Source organism: Streptomyces sp. NPDC005070 (genome assembly GCF_053600395.1).
The window spans coordinates 1-15,241 of sequence record NZ_JBSFZS010000035.1 but is presented as its reverse complement, the minus strand read 5'-3'; the positions used below and the strand labels follow the sequence as shown (position 1 = coordinate 15,241).

The window sequence follows — 15,241 nt, the reverse complement described above, 5'->3', positions numbered from 1 at the left end:
ACCGATGAGGACTAGTTCATGGACATGCTGTGGAGCGGCTGGGGCGACCCGGCCAAGGCGGCGCCTCTGCCCGACTCGGTGACCGCCCTGCTGCGCGATCTGCTCGGCGTCAAGCCGCGGGACACCGCCCCGCACTCTCTCGGAGAGATCTCCGTCCCCGAGCCCCCGCCGGCCCCGGTCCTGGACGCCCTGGCGGACGCCGTCGGCGGCGCGGAGCAGGTGCGCACCGACACGGAGACCCGGGTCAGGCACACCCGCGGGAAGTCCACGCCCGACCTGCTGAAGATCCGCGCGGGCGACGCCGGGGACGCCCCCGCGGCCGTCGTCCTGCCCGCCACCCACGACGAGGTGCTCGCCGTGCTGCGCGTGTGCGCCGAACACGGCCTCGCCGTCGTCCCGTTCGGCGGGGGCACCTCCGTCGTCGGCGGCCTCGCCCCGGAGCGGAGCGCCTTCGTCGCCCTCGACCTGCGCCGTATGAACGCGATGCTCGCCATCGACCCCGTGTCACGGACCGCCACGCTCCAGCCGGGCCTGCGCGCTCCCGACGCGGAGGCACTCCTGGCCGCATACGGCTTCACGCTCGGGCACTTCCCCCAGTCCTACGAGTGGGCGACGATCGGCGGGTTCGCCGCCGCCCGGTCCAGCGGCCAGGCCTCCGCCGGATACGGCCGCTTCGACGAGATGGTCCTCGGGCTCACCCTCGCCACCCCGGAAGGCACCCTGGACACCGGCCGCGCCCCGCGTTCGGCGGCCGGTCCCGACCTGCGCCAGCTCGTCCTCGGCTCGGAGGGCGCCTTCGGGGTCATCACCTCCGTCACCGTGCGGATCAGGCCCTTGCCGCAGACGCGCGTGTACGAGGGGTGGCGGTTCGCCTCCTTCGAAGAGGGCGCCACCGCTCTGCGCCGGCTCGCCCAGGACGGACCGCGTCCCACGGTGCTCCGGCTGTCCGACGAGACCGAGACCTTCGTCGGGCTCGCCCAGCCCGACGCCATCGGTTCGGCCGACGGGCCCACAACCGCGGGCTGCACGGCGATCGCCGGGTACGAGGGGACCGAGGAGGAGACCGCGCGCCGCCGCGAGGAAGCCGCGGTGGTCCTGCGCGCGGCCGGAGGCACCTACCTCGGCGCCGAACCCGGCGAACGCTGGGCGCACGGCCGCTACTCGGCGCCGTATCTGCGCGACGCCCTGCTCGACGCCGGGGCCTTCGCCGAGACCCTGGAGACCGCGACCTTCTGGTCACGCGTCCCCGAGCTCTACGCCGCCGTGCGTACCGCCCTGACCGAGACGCTCTCCGCCGCGGGCACCCCGCCCCTGGTCATGTGCCACATCTCGCACGTGTACGAGAACGGCGCCTCGCTCTACTTCACGGTGGTCTCCGCGCAGGGCGAGGACGCCGTCGCCCACTGGACACCGGCCAAGGAAGCCGCCAACGAGGCCGTGCTGAGCGCCGGCGGAACCATCAGCCACCACCACGGGGTGGGAACGGACCACCGCGACTGGTATCTCCGGGAGGCGGGACCGCTGGGCGTCGAGGCCCTGCGGGCCGTCAAGGAGCGGCTGGACCCCGACGGCGTACTCAACCCCGGGATCCTGCTGCCGCTCGACTGACGCCCGCCGCGATGATCCGGCGGCGGCCGGGGGCCGCCGCCGGATCATCCACTCCCGCCGGCCACCCCGAGCCGTGCACCGCTTCACCCTCTGCCCGCTCCGTCCCACCCGTCACTGCCCGGAGGCACACCGATGCGACAGTTCACCGCGGTCGTCAATCCCACCGCGGGCGGCTCCACCGGGGCGGCGGCGCTGCTCCCGGTCGCCCGCCTGCTGCGGGAGGCCGGAGCCGGTCTGGAGACCGAGTACAGCCGCAGCCTGGCCCACGCGCAGGAGCTCGCGCTGCGCGCCGGGGAACAGGGCCGGATCGTGCTCGCCGTGGGCGGCGACGGGATCGCGGGCGGGATCGGCGGCGCGCTGAGCGGGACAGACACCGTGCTGGGCCTGATCCCGGCCGGGCGCGGCAACGACTTCGCCCGCGCGCTGCGCCTGCCCACCGCCGCCGAGAACCTGGCGCGCGTCCTGCTGCGCGGCGAGCCCCGGCGCGTCGACACCATCGAGGTGGAATCCGCGGTGCACCCGCGCACCGTGGTTCTCGGCAGCGTGTACGCGGGCGTCGACGCGCTGGCCAACCAGCACGCCAACCGCGCGCGCATCCTGCGCGGGGCCGCCTCGTACTACGCCGGCGGTCTGCGCGCCGTCACCGGGTGGCGTCCGGTGTCGTACCGCGTCACCGTCGACGGGGAGGAGCACTTCCACCGCGGCTACACCGTCGTGGCCGCCAACTCCGCCTACTACGGCTCCGGGCGCATCATCGCCCCGCTGGCGCTGACCGACGACGGACTGCTGGACGTCGTGATGATCCGCCACGCGCCGCGCCGGCTGTTCTTCACCCTCATGAACGAACTCAAGACCGGCGCGCACACCGCGCGGCCGGAAGTGGTGATCCTGCGGGGCCGGGAGATCCGTATCGAGGCCGACCGGCCCGTGCCCTACGGCGCCGACGGGGAGGTCGAGGCCACCCTCCCCGTCACGGCCCGGGTGCGGCCGGGTGATCTGGCCATGCTCTTCTGATCACCCCGGCCCGGGCACACCGCCCATGGTCAGCCCGCGGTGGTCTCGCCGGCCGCGCTGCCCGCCAGCCACTGGTCCCAGCTCAGGTTGAACGAGGCGTAGCCGTTGTCGGCCGGGGCCTTCGCGCGCGGGGAGCCGGTGACGGACACCGGGTCGCCCTGCTTGACCTGGCCGTAGAACCACTTGGCGTCGGCGATCGAGAGGTGGACACAGCCGTGCGAGCCCCGGGCGCTGCCGCTGCCCGGGTTCGGGTCACCGGTCGAGTAGTGGACGTACGTCCCGGACTGGGTCAGATGGACGTCCCAGGGAAGCGTCAGGTCGTAGTAGTTCGCGTCGCCCTTGTTGCAGCTGATGCCGACGCTGCACGAGGTCATGTGGACCTTCTCCTGCTTGTCGATCACCGCCATCACGCCGTTCCACGTGGGGTATTCGGCGCTGCCCGCGTTGATCGAGAGGGTCCGGACCGGCGCGCCGTTCTTGGTGACCTTCATCGTGTGACCGGTGACGGACACGTCCGCGCGGACGTCGTCGCCGACCGTGAAGTCGTGGATGTAGGAACGCGTGCCGTAACGGCCGTTGCCGTTCGCGACACCCTTCAGGTCGGCGGTGACCTTCACCTTCGTTCCGCTCGCCCAGTACGCCTTGGGCCGCCAGTCGGCGCGCCGGTCCCCGAACCAGTGCCACGCGCCCGACATCGGCTGCGAGCTGGTGACCTTCATGTGCTTCTCGATGCCGGCGCGGGCCTTCTGGGCCACCGGATTGGTGAAGATGACCGAGACCGGCATCGCGACGCCGACCGTGGCACCGGTCTGCGGCGTGATCGTCTCCAGCAGCATCGGCGGCCCGGCGGGCTTCGATGGAGACGGCTTCGCGCCGGCCGTCGGCTTCTTCGCCCCGGCCTTTCCGTCGTCTGAACTCGCCTTCGGCGTACCCCCGCCGCAGGCACTGGCCCCCGCCAGCACCGCAACCATGACGAGTGCCGTCGTTATCCCGCTACGTCGCTTCACTTTTACCCCGGCTCACAATCGTGCCTGCCTCACTGCTCTTTTGGACTGCGGGCACGGCTCCGCGGTTGCACTGGATGTGTAAAGCGCGATTCAAAACCCGACTCGGGAGGCTCTCGCCTGCACGAATCGGACGGAAAGCGCGAGCGGTGCCGCTCCCCGGCCGCCGCGGGTGCTGTCCTAGGAGCGCGTTCGCGGGGCCGCGTCGACTCCTTCCGGGGCCGCCGTCGGCGCATCCGCGGGCGGCCCGGTGCCGGTCCGGACGAGCGGGACCAGCACCGCGGCACCGGCCACGGAGAGCAGGGCGACCACGCGCAGCACCCCGTCGATCGCCGAGCCGTCGGAGGCCGCGCCACCGGCGGATCCGCTGACCTCCTCCAGTACGGTCGCGGCCACCGTGACGGCCACCGCGCCCCACAGCACCAGCGAGGTGAGCACCAGACCCGACGCGGCCGCGAGCCGTCCGGCGGACACGTACGACTGGGTCGCCGCGTTGGTGAGCGCCCAGCCGAGCCCTACGCCCGCTCCGACCACGGCGAACACGGCGACGTAGAGCGGCAGGGGACGGGCCCAGGTGAGCGCGGCGAGCGCCACGCCGCTGACCAGCAGTCCCACCGCCATCAGCACCTCCGCCCGCCACCGGCGCGCCAGAGGTCCCGACCAGTAGCTCGCCGCGCCGACTCCCGCAGAGAGCGCCAGGAAGACGATTCCCGACTCCAGCGGTGACAGTCCCCGTGCCTGCTGGAGATACAGCGCCGCCAGCACCGCGACGAGGCAGTACACGATGTTCGACACCGTCCCGGCCGCCGTCACGGTCACGAAGGGCCGGTTGCGCAGCAGGGACAGGTCGATCAGCGGTTCAGCCGCCCGCCGCTCGATCATGACGAACAGGGCCAGCATCACCGCGCCCACGGCGAAGCACACCAGGGTGGCCGGCGAGGCCCAGCCCCAGTTCGATCCCTGGTCGACGCCGAGCATGACGGCGGTCAGGCCGACGGCCAGTGTGGCGGCGCCCGGCAGGTCCATCCCCCCTGCGGCCCCCTCGTCCCTCGACTCCGTCACGTAGCGCAGCATCAGCAGCACCGCCAGCGCGCAGAACGGCACGTTCAGCAGGAAGACCGCGCGCCAGCTCACGAGTTCCGCGAAGGAGCCGCCGACGAAGGGCCCGAGCGCGGTGCCGACCGCGCTGAAGGCGAGCACGGTGCCGACGGCCCGGCCCTGACGGCTGTCACGAAAGTGCGCGGTCACCACCGCCACCGCGATGGGCAGGACCAGTGCCGCCGTCATCCCCTGGACCACGCGTCCCGCGGTCAGCCAGGCCGCGTTCCGCGCGGTGCTGCACACCACCGACATCACGGCGAAGCCCGTCAGCCCGAGGACGATGATCCGTCTGCGGCCGTAGAGGTCGGCCGCCCGCCCGCCGACGATCATCAGTGCCCCGAGGGTCAGCATGTAGCCGCTCACGAGCCACTGCAGGTTCGTGGCCGGTGTCCCGAAGTCGCGGGCGATCACGGGCAGCATCAGGTTCAGCGCGAACCAGTCCAGCTCCACCAGCAGCATCGCGATCGAGGCGGCGGCGATGACCGCGCGGTCCCGGCGCGAGAACAGTCGCGTCGTCCGGCCTGCGGATCCGCTCACGACGACCATCCCCTGGCACGGGTCACCCCTCCAGCCAGCGTGCGGGCGCTCACGGGGCCCCGCAACCGGAGCCCCGCACGGCCGACCCCGCGACTCCGCGCCCTGTCCGGCCGTGCCCGTACCGCACGGGCCCCTCCTCACCCTCTCAACTCCCGTACCGTGCCGACCACATGGCCGGTTCCGAGTAGGATGATCGAACACTTGGCCTGCCGCGTTTCCGTGGTGCGATGGGAGCTAGCATGACGATCGACCGACAGTCGTTTCCGCCGCTCGACACCAGCAAGGCGCATCCCGCGCGGGTCTACGACTGGCTGTTGGGCGGCAAGGACAACTACCCGGTCGACGAGGCGGTGGGAGACAAGCTTCCGCCCGAGGCCAAGGACGCCGCCCGGCAGAACCGCGAGTTCATGCACCGGGCGTCCGCCTGGCTCGCCGGGCAGGGCATCGACCAGTTCCTGGACATCGGCACCGGCATTCCCACCCAGCCGAACCTGCACCAGATCGTCCAGAACATCACGCCGTCGGCGAAGGTCGTCTACACCGACAACGACCCAATTGTGCTGCGTCACGCCGAGGCGCTCCTGGTCAGCCGGCCCGAGGGCGTCACGGACTACATACAGGCCGATGTACGGCGGCCCGAGGACATCGTCCAACACGCCCGCCACGTACTGGACTTCAGCCGTCCGATCGCGCTGTCGCTGATCGCGTTGATGCACTTCATCCCCGACGAGCAGGACGCCCACTCCATCGTCCGCAACCTGGTCGACACGCTGCCGTCGGGCAGTTACCTGGTGTTGTCGCACGCCTCCTCCGACGTGTTCCCCGAGCTCTCCGCCCAGGTCACCGCCGAGTACGCGAAGGGCGGCATCCAGCTCGGCTTCCGTACCCGGGCCGAGGTGGAGCGCTTCTTCGAGGGCCTCGACCTCGTCACCCCCGGCCTGGTGACGGCGACGCAGTGGGTCCAGTCGGGCGAGGTACCGGCGCCGGCGCCGGAGGACAGCGGCATCTACACGGCAGTGGCCCGTGTTCGCTGAACGGTACGGGGAACGGCGGATCGCTGAGCGGTACCGGGGACGGTGGATGTGCCGCGCCCCGGTGATCCGCGCGAAGTGGACCGGTTGCGCGTCCATGCGGGTGGCGTATGGGGCGACGGCGAGCCCCTGATGGCATGAACGGCGTTGTGCAGGATGCCAACTCACGCTCCGTCAGAGAGGACGTCCCGTGCGTCGAACCATGCTGTTTTCTGTCTGTGCTCTCGTCGCCGCAGCCGCCACCGGGTTCTTCACCACCAGCGCCATCCGCAACCGCTGACACCGAGACGCCCCGCGCGGCTCCGGTACAGCGCGCGATCGGACGGCGCGCGACCCGGATGCCGCCGGGTGGGACGGCCGGAGCGGCCGTCCCACCCGGGGTATGTGCCGGGTTTGTTCGGCCGGTTCAGTCCGCCCCGGCGTCGTCGGCGTCGGAGCCGTCGGGCCCGCGGCGCCCCAGGCGCATCCGGAGAGCCGCGGGGATGACGAGCCACCACAAGAGGTACAGCCCCGCCACGCCCGCGACGATCCAGGGCACGTACCCGTCGTCGTCGGTGGCCGTGCGCAGCACCAGCAGCAGGGCGGCGGTCATGGTCAGCAGCAGGAGCAGCAGGCCGAGCAGGGTCAGCCTGGACGCCCACACGACGGCCTCCGGCTTGATGAAGCGGCCCGTCACGATGCGGTGGAACGCCACCGGGGCGACCAGGGCGCCCACGGCCGTGGCGCCGAGGACGATCGTCACCATGTACAGCGTCTGGTCCGCGTCGGACAGCCGCCGGTAGGACGGCTGGAACACCACGGTCAGCAGGAAGCCGAACAGGATCTGCACGCCGGTCTGGGCGACACGGATCTCCTGGAGCAGGTCGGCCCACTTGCGGTCGGCCCGCTCCTCGGGCGACTCGTCGCGCCCGTCCGCCCGTACGTCACCCTTCATCGGCGGCCTCTCTCCTCCACTGTTCGGCACCGCTCTACGTCTCTCAGCGGCCCAGCGCGTTCTTGAGCTGCTGCTTCTCCCCTTCGCTTCGGCGCTCGTCATGCCGAGTCCCCGCCGACAAACCGGCCAAACAGCACCGGTCGGCGTCAGAGGAGCCACGGACTTCTGGAACGGGGGAAGTCCCCGCGCCGTGACGGCCCGGGGACTTCCCTGCGGCAGGGGGCACCAGCGGACGGGAGCACCGCGCCTCGCACCGGCCGGTGTTCCGCGCGACCGTCCGTTCACCCCTTCCGGTGGCGGACGGCCAGCCATACGAGGACGGCGGCGCTCGCGGCGGCCAGGATCAGCCCCCGGTTCTCGCGTGCCAGCCGGGCTCCCTGGGCCGTCTGCTCCCGGAGCGGTTCGGGGGCCTTCTCCTGCCAGACGCCGCCGGCCTTCGCGGCCGTCACCCGCACCTGGTCCGCTGCCTGGGCCGCCCGGTCCTTGACCGGGTCGGGCACCTTGTCCTGGACCGCGTGCGCGGCCTTGGACGCCCTGGCCCTCAGCTCGCCCGCCTTGGCCGCGGCCTGGCCGGCGACCTCGGCGGTCTTCTCCTTGGCCTGCCCGGCCACCTCCACAGTCCTCTCCTTCACCTCGACGCCCTTGTCCTTCGCACGGGCCTTGACATCGGCCTTGTCGGCCAGCGCCTGGACCGTGTCTCCCAGCTCGGCACGGGTCCGCTCGACCTGTTCACGCACCTCGCCGGGTGTGGTGGCCGTCTGCTTGCCGTCGTACGGTTCGCTCATCGGTGGGCACTCCTCTTGATCTCGGCGACGTCTGCCTTCACGTTCTCGATCGCCTGCTCCGGCTTGGGCGGTGCCGCCCGGCCGGCCTGCCTCTTCCCCGTCAGCGCCATGGCCGTGGCGACGACGCCCAGCACGGCGGTGACGATCAGCGCCGCCGCCCACACCGGCAGCGGTACGGCCAGCGCGGCGATCGCGGTGGCCACCAGGGCCTGGAGTGTCAGGAAGCCGACCACTCCCGCGCCGCCGAACAGGCCGCCGCTCTTCCCGTACCGCTTCCCCTTCTCCTTCATCTCCTCCTGTGCCAGCCGGAGTTCGCCCCGCACCAGTTCGGTGAGCTGCTGCGAGGCCCGCTGGACCAGTTCACCCACCTGCTCCGATCCGTTCCCGCGTGTCCGCTCGGCCGTTCCGTCGGTCCGCGCCCGTACATCCGACACGGTGATCACCTCCTGTCCGTATGCCGGCTCGAGCCGGGGCATTCCCGCGTGCTCCGGCCGTCACTGAGGCACCGAGTACCCCGAACCCGGCCCCGTTTGCCCCCGAGCCGCAGATCGACTTCCTTCTCCCGGTCTCCCGACGCCGTGCCCCGCTCCTGCACGGCGAACGCGCCGTTCAGCGCCTCGCACAGGAAGTCCACGGCGAGGTGGCCGCCCCGCAGCGTCGCGCTGACCGGGCCGTCCAGCGGAGCCGGGCCGGTCGGGATGCGCTCGTCGGTGGGCGCGAACTCCGCGGTCCACGCCGATGGCCGGGATCCCGGCGGATCCTCGGGTACGTCGTCGAAGGGCGGGTCGGTGGGGAACGCCGTCCGCAGGACGTCGAAGACGATGCCGGCGTCGTTCCTGGACGTGCCGGTGAGGGACACGGTGACCACAGGTCGCTCTCCTTTCCGCCGGGGCACAACGGAGTACGTGGGGCTCTGCGCGGTGCTCCCGGCACGCGGGGGTGTCAGGCGGACGACTCGTCCGTCGCCGGGTGCTCGGGGCGGGAGGTGCCGGAGTGCCGGGCGCGCCCGTCCGCCTCGGGCCGGTGGCTCCCGGTCGACGGCCCGGGTACTCCGACGACGTCCAGAGGGTCCTCGCCGGGTTCGGCCTGCTGATCGGGAAGGTCCCTCGGGATGGGCTTCGGCATCGGCCCCTCACCGGTCCCGGGGCCTGTCGGGCGGGGCTCGGTCATGGCGTCCTCGCTTCCTCGCGTGTGTCTGGCGTGACGCGCAAGTACCCCTCTCGTTCGTGACGATGCGGGTGATGGCCGGACCGCGCCACATTCGGTCCGTGGTCGGCGATCCCGCACGCGGACCACTCCCGCCGCCGGTCCCCCGCGCGGTACCGAGAGCGGGGGGCGAGGATGTCGGTGTCGAAGTCCGCGTGAGGCGGCTTCCCGCCCTCCCCCGAACCCCGGAACCGCCGTACGGGCGCTCCACCGGTTACTGCAGCGCGCGGACCGCGGCGGTGAAGAGCGGGGGGAGGCGGGACGCCGTCGGGACGACCAGGCGGGCGGTGCCGGGGTGGCGGCTCGCGGCCAGGAGGGCGCCGGTCAGCAGGCGGTGGCGCCGGGTGAGCAGGGCCCACGCCCGCTCGTACTCCCGTACCCGCCCGGCCGTGAGGCAGCGGACGGCGGCACCGGCCGTCGCGAGGCCGAGGGCGATCCCCTCTCCGGTGAGAGCGTCGACGTAGCCCGCCGCGTCGCCGACCAGCAGGACGCGTCCGGCGACCCTGCGGCGCACGCGCTGGAGCAGCGGCCCGGCCCCTCGCACGCCCGTGGCTCCTGCTCCTGCTCCGGACCCGGACCCGGACCCGGCCCCGGCCCCGGCCCCGGCCCCGGCCCCGGCCGCGCGCAACGACGCGGTGAGGTCCGGGAAGTCGTGCAGGTGATCGTCGTAGCCGCGCCGGACCCGGCTGAGGACCGCGACGCCGACCAGGTCGTCGGCGACGGGGGTCACGTAGGCCTCGCCGACGCCGGACCAGTGGACCTCCACGAAGTCGGTCCAGGGCTCGACGCGGTAGTGCCGGCGCAGCCCGTAGCGCCGGTGCGCGCCGCCGGGCAGTTCCAGCCCCAGGCCGCGGCGGACGGTGGAGTGCAGTCCGTCGGCGGCGATCAGCCAGCGCGCCGTGAGACCCGCGGCGCTGACGGAGTCCGCGCTCTGGCGCACCTCCCCCACCCTGCCCGGCACGATCCGTACCCCGAGGCCGAGCGCGCGCTCGTGCAGCGCGCGGTGCAGCTCGGTACGGCGGATGCCCAGGCCACTGGGGCCGTGGAAGGACGCCTCGGCGCGAGCCGTGCCGGCCACGTACCGGATTCCACGCAGCTCCCTCCCCGCCGGCTCGACGCCCAGCACCCGCAGCCCGGCGACGCCGCTGGGCATGACGCCCTCCCCGCAGGCCTTGTCCACCGGGGCGGTCCGCGGCTCGACGACCACCGCCTCCAGGCCGGCCAGCGCGCTGTGGATCGCGGCGGCCAGACCGGCGGGGCCGCCACCGGCCACCAGGACGTCGATCACGCCGGAACGGACCCGAACGAGGGAGCCACACCGGCCAGAGCCCGGTTCTCGCACCGGATGCGTACCGTGAGCACGACGGCGTCGGCCAGCGTGAAGGCGACCGCCGTGACCCAGGCGGTGTGCACCAGCGGGAGGGCCGCTCCTTCCGCGACGACGGCGACGTAGTTCGGATGCCGCAGCAGCCGGTAGGGGCCACGAGCCACGAGCGGCAGACCGGGCACGACGATCACCCGGGTGTTCCAGCGAAACCCCAGGGTGGCGATGCACCACCAGCGCAAGGCCTGGGCGCCCGTGAGCACGGCCAGCATGGACCAGCCGAGCGCCGGGACGAAGGGCCGGTCGGCCAGCCACACCTCGGCCAGGCAGCCGAGCAGCAGGGCGGTGTGCAGGGCGACCATCGCCGGGTAGTGGCCCCGGCCCACCTCGATCGCGCCGCGCGCTCTGCTCCAGCGCTCGTTGCGACGGGCGACGACGAGTTCGCCGACCCGTTCGGCGGCGACGGCGGCCACCAGCAGTGCGTACCAGTCCATGTGTCCGTGTCCCACCGTTCCATGTCGTGCGCCGGGCGGCCTACCAGCGCAGCAGCACCATCTCGCAGGCGAAGCCGGGTCCCATCGCCAGCAGCAGACCCGGGGTGCCGGCGGGCGGGCGGCGGGTGGCCAGGGTGTCGCGCAGGACGTGCAGCACGGACGACGAGGAGAGGTTGCCCACGTCGGCCAGGTGACGCCACGTCACATCCAGCGCGCCGTCGGGAAGTTCGAGTGCGTCGGCGACGGCCTCCAGGATCTGGGGCCCGCCGGGATGGCACACCCACGCGCTCACGTCCTTCGTCTTCAGTCCGTGGTCGCCCAGGAACCCCTGGACGTCGTCGGCGAGATGACGGCGCACCACGTCGGGGATCTCGGCGTCCAGAACGACCTGGAAGCCCGAGTCCTTGACCTCCCAGCCCAGGATGCGACTGGTGTCGGGATACAGCCGGCTGCGTGTGTCCACGATCGTGGGACCCGCGGCTTCGCCCGCACGACGCGAACCGCACGCCACCACCGCGGCGGCGCCGTCACCGAACAGACCGGTGGCGACCAGGTTGGCCAGGGAGGCGTCGTCGCGCTGGAAGGTCAGCGAGCACAGCTCCACCGACAGCAGCACCGCCACCTGTTCGGGGCGCCCCAGCAGACAGTCGTGCATGCGGGACAGCCCCGCGGCGCCCCCGGCGCAGCCCAGGCCGAACATCGGCACGCGCCTGACGTCCGGCCTCATTCCGAGGCGGCCCGCGACCCGGGCGTCTACGGAGGGCGCGGCGATGCCGGTTACGGAGGTGAAGACCAGCAGGTCCACGTCGGCCGCGGACAGACCGGCCAGACGCAGTGCCTCCCGGACGGCCTTGGTGCCCATGTCCGTCGCGGTCTGGATGAACACGTCGTTCGCGGCGCCGAATCCGTCCAGTGCCTCGTACTCTTCGAGCGGGAGTGTCATGTGGCGGCCACGGACCTTCGCGGCGCGGTGCAGCCGGTCGAGCGCGTGGCGGTCGGCTCCGACGCGCAGGCATCTGCGGGCCACCATGTCGGTGATCTCGGACTGGTCGTAGCGGTGCGGCGCGAGGGTTCCGTGAACAGCGGCGATCCGCGTCATAGGGCTCCCGTCCGAACCGGCTGGGGTGGGCTGCCCAACAGGCCTTCCCCGGACCGGCGCCGCGCCACCAGGGATCGCCCGTCCGGCCGTTCGTCCCGTGGCGCGCCCCGGCTGCCTCGACCCGGCCTCCTACCATCGGCGGGTGGGTACTCCCGAGCACACGACGGCCGGTGACAGCGCGGGGCGCGGGAGCGGCCTGCCGGCCGGTCTGGCCCGGGCGTGCCACCCGGGCGCAGTCCTGGCCGTCACGACGCTGACAGCGGCCCTGGCCGTGATCAGCGGCCGAGGACCCGGGGGTTGTGTTCTGGTGTGGGCCGCGGTGCTCGCGGGTCAGTTGTCCGTCGGCTGGTGCAACGACGCGTTCGACGCGCGGCGGGACATCGCGGCCGGCCGCCGTGGCAAGCCCGTCGTGGACGGCGCGATCGGGGTGGGCCGGGTGTGGGCCGCCGCGTACGCGGCGCTGGCCCTGTGCGTACCCCTCTCGCTCCTCTGCGGCCTCTGGGCGGGGGCCGTGCACCTGGGCGCGGTCGGCGCGGCGTGGGCGTACAACCTGCGGCTCAAGACGACCCGTTGGTCCTGGGCGCCCTACGCGCTGGGGTTCGCCGCGCTGCCCGCCTTCGTGAGGCTCGGGCTGCCGGGCCGGCCGTGGCCGCCGTGGTGGGTGCTCGGCGCCGGTGCGCTGCTGGGGATCGGAGCGCATCTGGGCGATGTCCTTCCGGACATCCGGGGTGACCTGGCGACGGGGGTACGGGGGTGGCCGCAGCGTCTTGGACCGGACCGTGCGCGGCTGCTGCTTCCGGTGCCGCTGGTGATCGCGTCCGCGCTGCTCGCCCTGGGGCCCCCGGGACCGCCCGGCCGACGCGAGGTGACGGCGCTGGCCCTGGTCCTCCTGGTGGCGGTGACGGGGACGGTGCTGGGACGGCGCCGGGAGCGGCTGGCGTTCGCGACGGCGGTCGTCGTGGCGGCGGTGGACGTGAGCCTGCTGCTCGGCGGCACGGGGATGGGGCCCGCCTGAGACACCCGCATACGCGGAGGACCCGCACCGTGCGGTGCGGGTCCTCCTCAGCGAAGCCGTCCGGCGGGCCGAGTGATCACGGGGTCTGGCGGCGTCCGGCCCTCGGCCGGTCATCCACCATCATCCGGCCCTGAACAGGTGTGCCGTCAGGGGTTGTTCAGTGGCCGCCGTGACCGCGGTGGTCGTCGTGGCCGTGACCACGGTGGTCGTCACGGCCGTGACCGCGGTTGTCGTCACGGTCGTGGTGCCGGCCCCAGGAGACGCTGTCGACGAAGCGGCCGCGCTCGGTGCGCAGCGTGGCGGCGTCGGAACGGTTGTCCCAGACCTCGTTGCGGCGGTCCTGGTAGAGGTCACGGCTGGTGTCACGGCCGTAGCCGGTGTGAACGCGGACGGTGGAACGACCGGCCAGACGGTAGTGGTTGAAGGTGTAGCGGTTGCCGTCACGGTCCGACAGCGTCCAGCCGTCCAGGTTGATGCCGCGGCGCCCCGAGTTGGTGATTTCCACCCACTCCGCGTTCAGAGAACGAGCGGAGCGGTCGTCAAAGCCCGGCGCGTCGCTCTGGACCCTGCTGATGGCGACGTGCGAGCGGTCGAAGCGCGGATCGGCGGCCGAGGCCGACACGGACGCGGAGCCGACCAGAGCGCCGGCCGCCAGAGCGGCGGCCACCATGCGACGGGCAGTGACAGACGTGGAAACGGACATGAATGCTCCTCAAGGTTCGAGAGCCGGCACACCCCGTGCGGGCACCCCTCTCGGGGAACCCGCACGGTGCGACCCTGTGCGAGTCCCGGCCCGGTGGCCGAGGACTCATAACTTGCTGCACATCCACGCCCAAGACGGGTGACACCCGACCGCTGTTACGGATTACGGACATGTCGGTTACAGATACTTGTATCGGCCCTTTAACTGCCGAAAGCTGATGAGTGACGGCTCGTCATCGCCAACTCCCGTACTCCTACAGCATTTAGGCCATAGCCGGGCATCCTTCATGTCACCGCAGCACACCGGGCCGTCACCCGAAAGTGAGTAACGCCCTTCCGGTCCGGACCGGCCTGTGTGACGGCCTCAGGAGCACGCCGGAAGAGCGGGAGCCGGGAGGCGGGGATCCGAGATCCGGGTCCGCGGGACGGGGCCCGGGAAGCAGAAATGCCGTCGAGCCGGTGGGGGAATCATCGCCGTGCCGAGCGGGTATCGGCGGGACCCTCGTCGACGGCCGGACCGCAAGAGGTCGTGCGCCTCGGCACGACCCGCGCGAGGCGGTGGGGCGCTGACGAGGGAGGACAGCCACTACGGGGCCGTCGGGGCATCGGCGCCGGGGGCGCCGGAAAGGGCGGGTACGTGCCCGCCCGTGGGCGTGTCGCACGCTGCCGCCGTGTCAGTACGTGGCCGGGCCGCCCCTCTTGGGGAGAACGGCGGGCCTTGGCCGTCCGCCGACGGCACGGCGCCTCGATCGTGGATGTCTGACGAGGCGCCGTGGCGGCGTGACGCGGGATCAGGCGGGGGTGATGTTCTCCGCCTGCGGGCCCTTCTGGCCCTGGGTGATGTCGAACGTCACGGCCTGGCCTTCCTGGAGCTCACGGAAGCCACTGGCGTTGATGTTGGAGTAGTGCGCGAAGACGTCGGGGCCGCCGCCGTCCTGCGCGATGAAACCGAAGCCCTTTTCGGCGTTGAACCACTTGACAGTTCCGCTGGCCATGCCAGTGCCTCTCACTCGATGACGGGTCCGCACCGCGCGGACCCGGAGGTAGTCGTCCTGGTCCTCGGGCACTGCACAGCAAAACGCCCGCACCACGGCGCGGGCAGGTACTGCGAACCACGACATCTGGCGGCGACGTTACACGGCGAGAGCGCCTCTCACCAGAGAGCGAGGGCCGTCAGGTGGAGCGCCACTGCAGCCACACACGCCTCATCGTGGCTCGATACCCGCGCAGGGCCGCGGTCATCGAGCGACGTCGGAGCGCGGCCGGCCCATGGCCCTGGGGCCTGTCTGACAATTCCCGTCTGCCCGGCGACGGGAACCGCGACCCTCGGTGACATCCCGCTCGGTTCGTTCAGCGACGCACTGCTGCCCGGCACGGTGGACGACGA

At 72.5% G+C, this 15,241-nt stretch carries 16 protein-coding genes; 4 read left to right on the top strand and 12 right to left on the bottom strand.

Translation table 11 applies throughout. The features are described from left to right. The first annotated feature begins 18 nt into the window (after positions 1 to 18). A complete protein-coding gene (locus tag ACWEBX_RS14460) occupies positions 19 to 1,608 on the top strand; it encodes an FAD-binding oxidoreductase (protein ID WP_451885178.1) in 1,590 nt (529 codons plus the stop codon). Positions 1,609 to 1,740: 132 nt separating this feature from the next. Continuing rightward, a complete protein-coding gene (locus tag ACWEBX_RS14455) occupies positions 1,741 to 2,622 on the top strand; it encodes a YegS/Rv2252/BmrU family lipid kinase (RefSeq protein WP_451885177.1) in 882 nt (293 codons plus the stop codon). A gap of 29 nt (positions 2,623 to 2,651) precedes the next feature. On the opposite strand, the gene ACWEBX_RS14450 is transcribed toward ACWEBX_RS14455, so the two are convergent. Both ACWEBX_RS14450 and ACWEBX_RS14445 read right to left on the bottom strand, forming a co-directional pair. After that, positions 2,652 to 3,593 (bottom strand): L,D-transpeptidase, encoded by a 942-nt coding sequence (locus ACWEBX_RS14450; protein ID WP_451885176.1) that lies wholly within the window; start codon positions 3,591 to 3,593, stop codon positions 2,652 to 2,654. A 213-nt stretch (positions 3,594 to 3,806) separates the two neighbouring features. Continuing rightward, positions 3,807 to 5,264, bottom strand: a complete 1,458-nt coding sequence (locus ACWEBX_RS14445; protein ID WP_451885175.1) for an MFS transporter — start codon at positions 5,262 to 5,264, stop codon at positions 3,807 to 3,809. A 239-nt stretch (positions 5,265 to 5,503) separates the two neighbouring features. Here ACWEBX_RS14445 and ACWEBX_RS14440 point away from each other — a divergent pair, with 239 nt between their 5' ends. Next, on the top strand, positions 5,504 to 6,298 hold the full coding sequence (locus tag ACWEBX_RS14440) for an SAM-dependent methyltransferase (RefSeq protein ID WP_451885174.1): 795 nt from the start codon (positions 5,504 to 5,506) through the stop codon (positions 6,296 to 6,298). Positions 6,299 to 6,701: 403 nt separating this feature from the next. Here the strand turns inward: ACWEBX_RS14440 and ACWEBX_RS14435 are convergent, their stop codons facing one another. From ACWEBX_RS14435 to ACWEBX_RS14400, 8 genes are all read right to left on the bottom strand, one after another. After that, on the bottom strand, positions 6,702 to 7,229 hold the full coding sequence (locus ACWEBX_RS14435) for a DUF6328 family protein (RefSeq protein ID WP_451885173.1): 528 nt from the start codon (positions 7,227 to 7,229) through the stop codon (positions 6,702 to 6,704). A 281-nt stretch (positions 7,230 to 7,510) separates the two neighbouring features. Next, complete coding sequence (locus ACWEBX_RS14430) at positions 7,511 to 8,014, bottom strand: DUF3618 domain-containing protein (RefSeq protein ID WP_451885172.1); 504 nt, start codon at positions 8,012 to 8,014, stop codon at positions 7,511 to 7,513. After that, a complete protein-coding gene (locus ACWEBX_RS14425; RefSeq protein ID WP_451885220.1) occupies positions 8,011 to 8,382 on the bottom strand; it encodes a phage holin family protein in 372 nt (123 codons plus the stop codon). Before ACWEBX_RS14425 ends, ACWEBX_RS14430 begins: the two co-directional genes overlap by 4 nt. 71 nt (positions 8,383 to 8,453) lie before the next feature. Further along, positions 8,454 to 8,882, bottom strand: coding sequence for a hypothetical protein (locus ACWEBX_RS14420; RefSeq protein ID WP_451885171.1), 429 nt, complete (start codon positions 8,880 to 8,882; stop codon positions 8,454 to 8,456). Positions 8,883 to 8,956: 74 nt separating this feature from the next. Beyond that, a complete protein-coding gene (locus tag ACWEBX_RS14415; protein WP_451885170.1) occupies positions 8,957 to 9,139 on the bottom strand; it encodes a hypothetical protein in 183 nt (60 codons plus the stop codon). 295 nt (positions 9,140 to 9,434) lie between these two features. After that, a complete protein-coding gene (locus tag ACWEBX_RS14410) occupies positions 9,435 to 10,508 on the bottom strand; it encodes an NAD(P)/FAD-dependent oxidoreductase (RefSeq protein ID WP_451885169.1) in 1,074 nt (357 codons plus the stop codon). Next, positions 10,505 to 11,038, bottom strand: a complete 534-nt coding sequence (locus ACWEBX_RS14405; protein WP_451885168.1) for an isoprenylcysteine carboxyl methyltransferase family protein — start codon at positions 11,036 to 11,038, stop codon at positions 10,505 to 10,507. The genes ACWEBX_RS14410 and ACWEBX_RS14405 overlap by 4 nt, the downstream gene beginning before the upstream one ends. 40 nt (positions 11,039 to 11,078) lie before the next feature. Beyond that, positions 11,079 to 12,137: a type III polyketide synthase gene (locus tag ACWEBX_RS14400; RefSeq protein ID WP_451885167.1), complete on the bottom strand. Its 1,059-nt coding sequence runs from the start codon at positions 12,135 to 12,137 to the stop codon at positions 11,079 to 11,081. Between the two features lie 142 nt (positions 12,138 to 12,279). Here ACWEBX_RS14400 and ACWEBX_RS14395 point away from each other — a divergent pair, with 142 nt between their 5' ends. Continuing rightward, complete coding sequence (locus tag ACWEBX_RS14395; protein WP_451885166.1) at positions 12,280 to 13,152, top strand: UbiA family prenyltransferase; 873 nt, start codon at positions 12,280 to 12,282, stop codon at positions 13,150 to 13,152. A 157-nt stretch (positions 13,153 to 13,309) separates the two neighbouring features. Here the strand turns inward: ACWEBX_RS14395 and ACWEBX_RS14390 are convergent, their stop codons facing one another. Together ACWEBX_RS14390 and ACWEBX_RS14385 are read right to left on the bottom strand one after the other, a co-directional pair. After that, positions 13,310 to 13,855 carry a lamin tail domain-containing protein gene (locus ACWEBX_RS14390; protein ID WP_451885165.1) on the bottom strand — a complete coding sequence of 182 codons (546 nt, stop codon included), beginning with the start codon at positions 13,853 to 13,855 and terminating at the stop codon, positions 13,310 to 13,312. Between the two features lie 790 nt (positions 13,856 to 14,645). Continuing rightward, complete coding sequence (locus ACWEBX_RS14385) at positions 14,646 to 14,849, bottom strand: cold-shock protein (protein WP_037751662.1); 204 nt, start codon at positions 14,847 to 14,849, stop codon at positions 14,646 to 14,648. Positions 14,850 to 15,241: the final 392 nt, after the last annotated feature.

Bases quoted from the DNA above. Each gene is read 5' to 3' on its own strand.
- ACWEBX_RS14460 (WP_451885178.1), top strand. From the start codon at position 19: ATGGACATGCTGTGGAGCGGCTGGGGCGACCCGGCCAAGGCGGCGCCT.
- ACWEBX_RS14455 (WP_451885177.1), top strand. From the start codon at position 1,741: ATGCGACAGTTCACCGCGGTCGTCAATCCCACCGCGGGCGGCTCCACC.
- ACWEBX_RS14450 (WP_451885176.1), bottom strand. From the start codon at position 3,593: ATGGTTGCGGTGCTGGCGGGGGCCAGTGCCTGCGGCGGGGGTACGCCG.
- ACWEBX_RS14440 (WP_451885174.1), top strand. From the start codon at position 5,504: ATGACGATCGACCGACAGTCGTTTCCGCCGCTCGACACCAGCAAGGCG.
- ACWEBX_RS14435 (WP_451885173.1), bottom strand. From the start codon at position 7,229: ATGAAGGGTGACGTACGGGCGGACGGGCGCGACGAGTCGCCCGAGGAG.
- ACWEBX_RS14430 (WP_451885172.1), bottom strand. From the start codon at position 8,014: ATGAGCGAACCGTACGACGGCAAGCAGACGGCCACCACACCCGGCGAG.
- ACWEBX_RS14415 (WP_451885170.1), bottom strand. From the start codon at position 9,139: ATGCCGAAGCCCATCCCGAGGGACCTTCCCGATCAGCAGGCCGAACCC.
- ACWEBX_RS14405 (WP_451885168.1), bottom strand. From the start codon at position 11,038: ATGGACTGGTACGCACTGCTGGTGGCCGCCGTCGCCGCCGAACGGGTC.
- ACWEBX_RS14400 (WP_451885167.1), bottom strand. From the start codon at position 12,137: ATGACGCGGATCGCCGCTGTTCACGGAACCCTCGCGCCGCACCGCTAC.
- ACWEBX_RS14390 (WP_451885165.1), bottom strand. From the start codon at position 13,855: ATGTCCGTTTCCACGTCTGTCACTGCCCGTCGCATGGTGGCCGCCGCT.
- ACWEBX_RS14385 (WP_037751662.1), bottom strand. From the start codon at position 14,849: ATGGCCAGCGGAACTGTCAAGTGGTTCAACGCCGAAAAGGGCTTCGGT.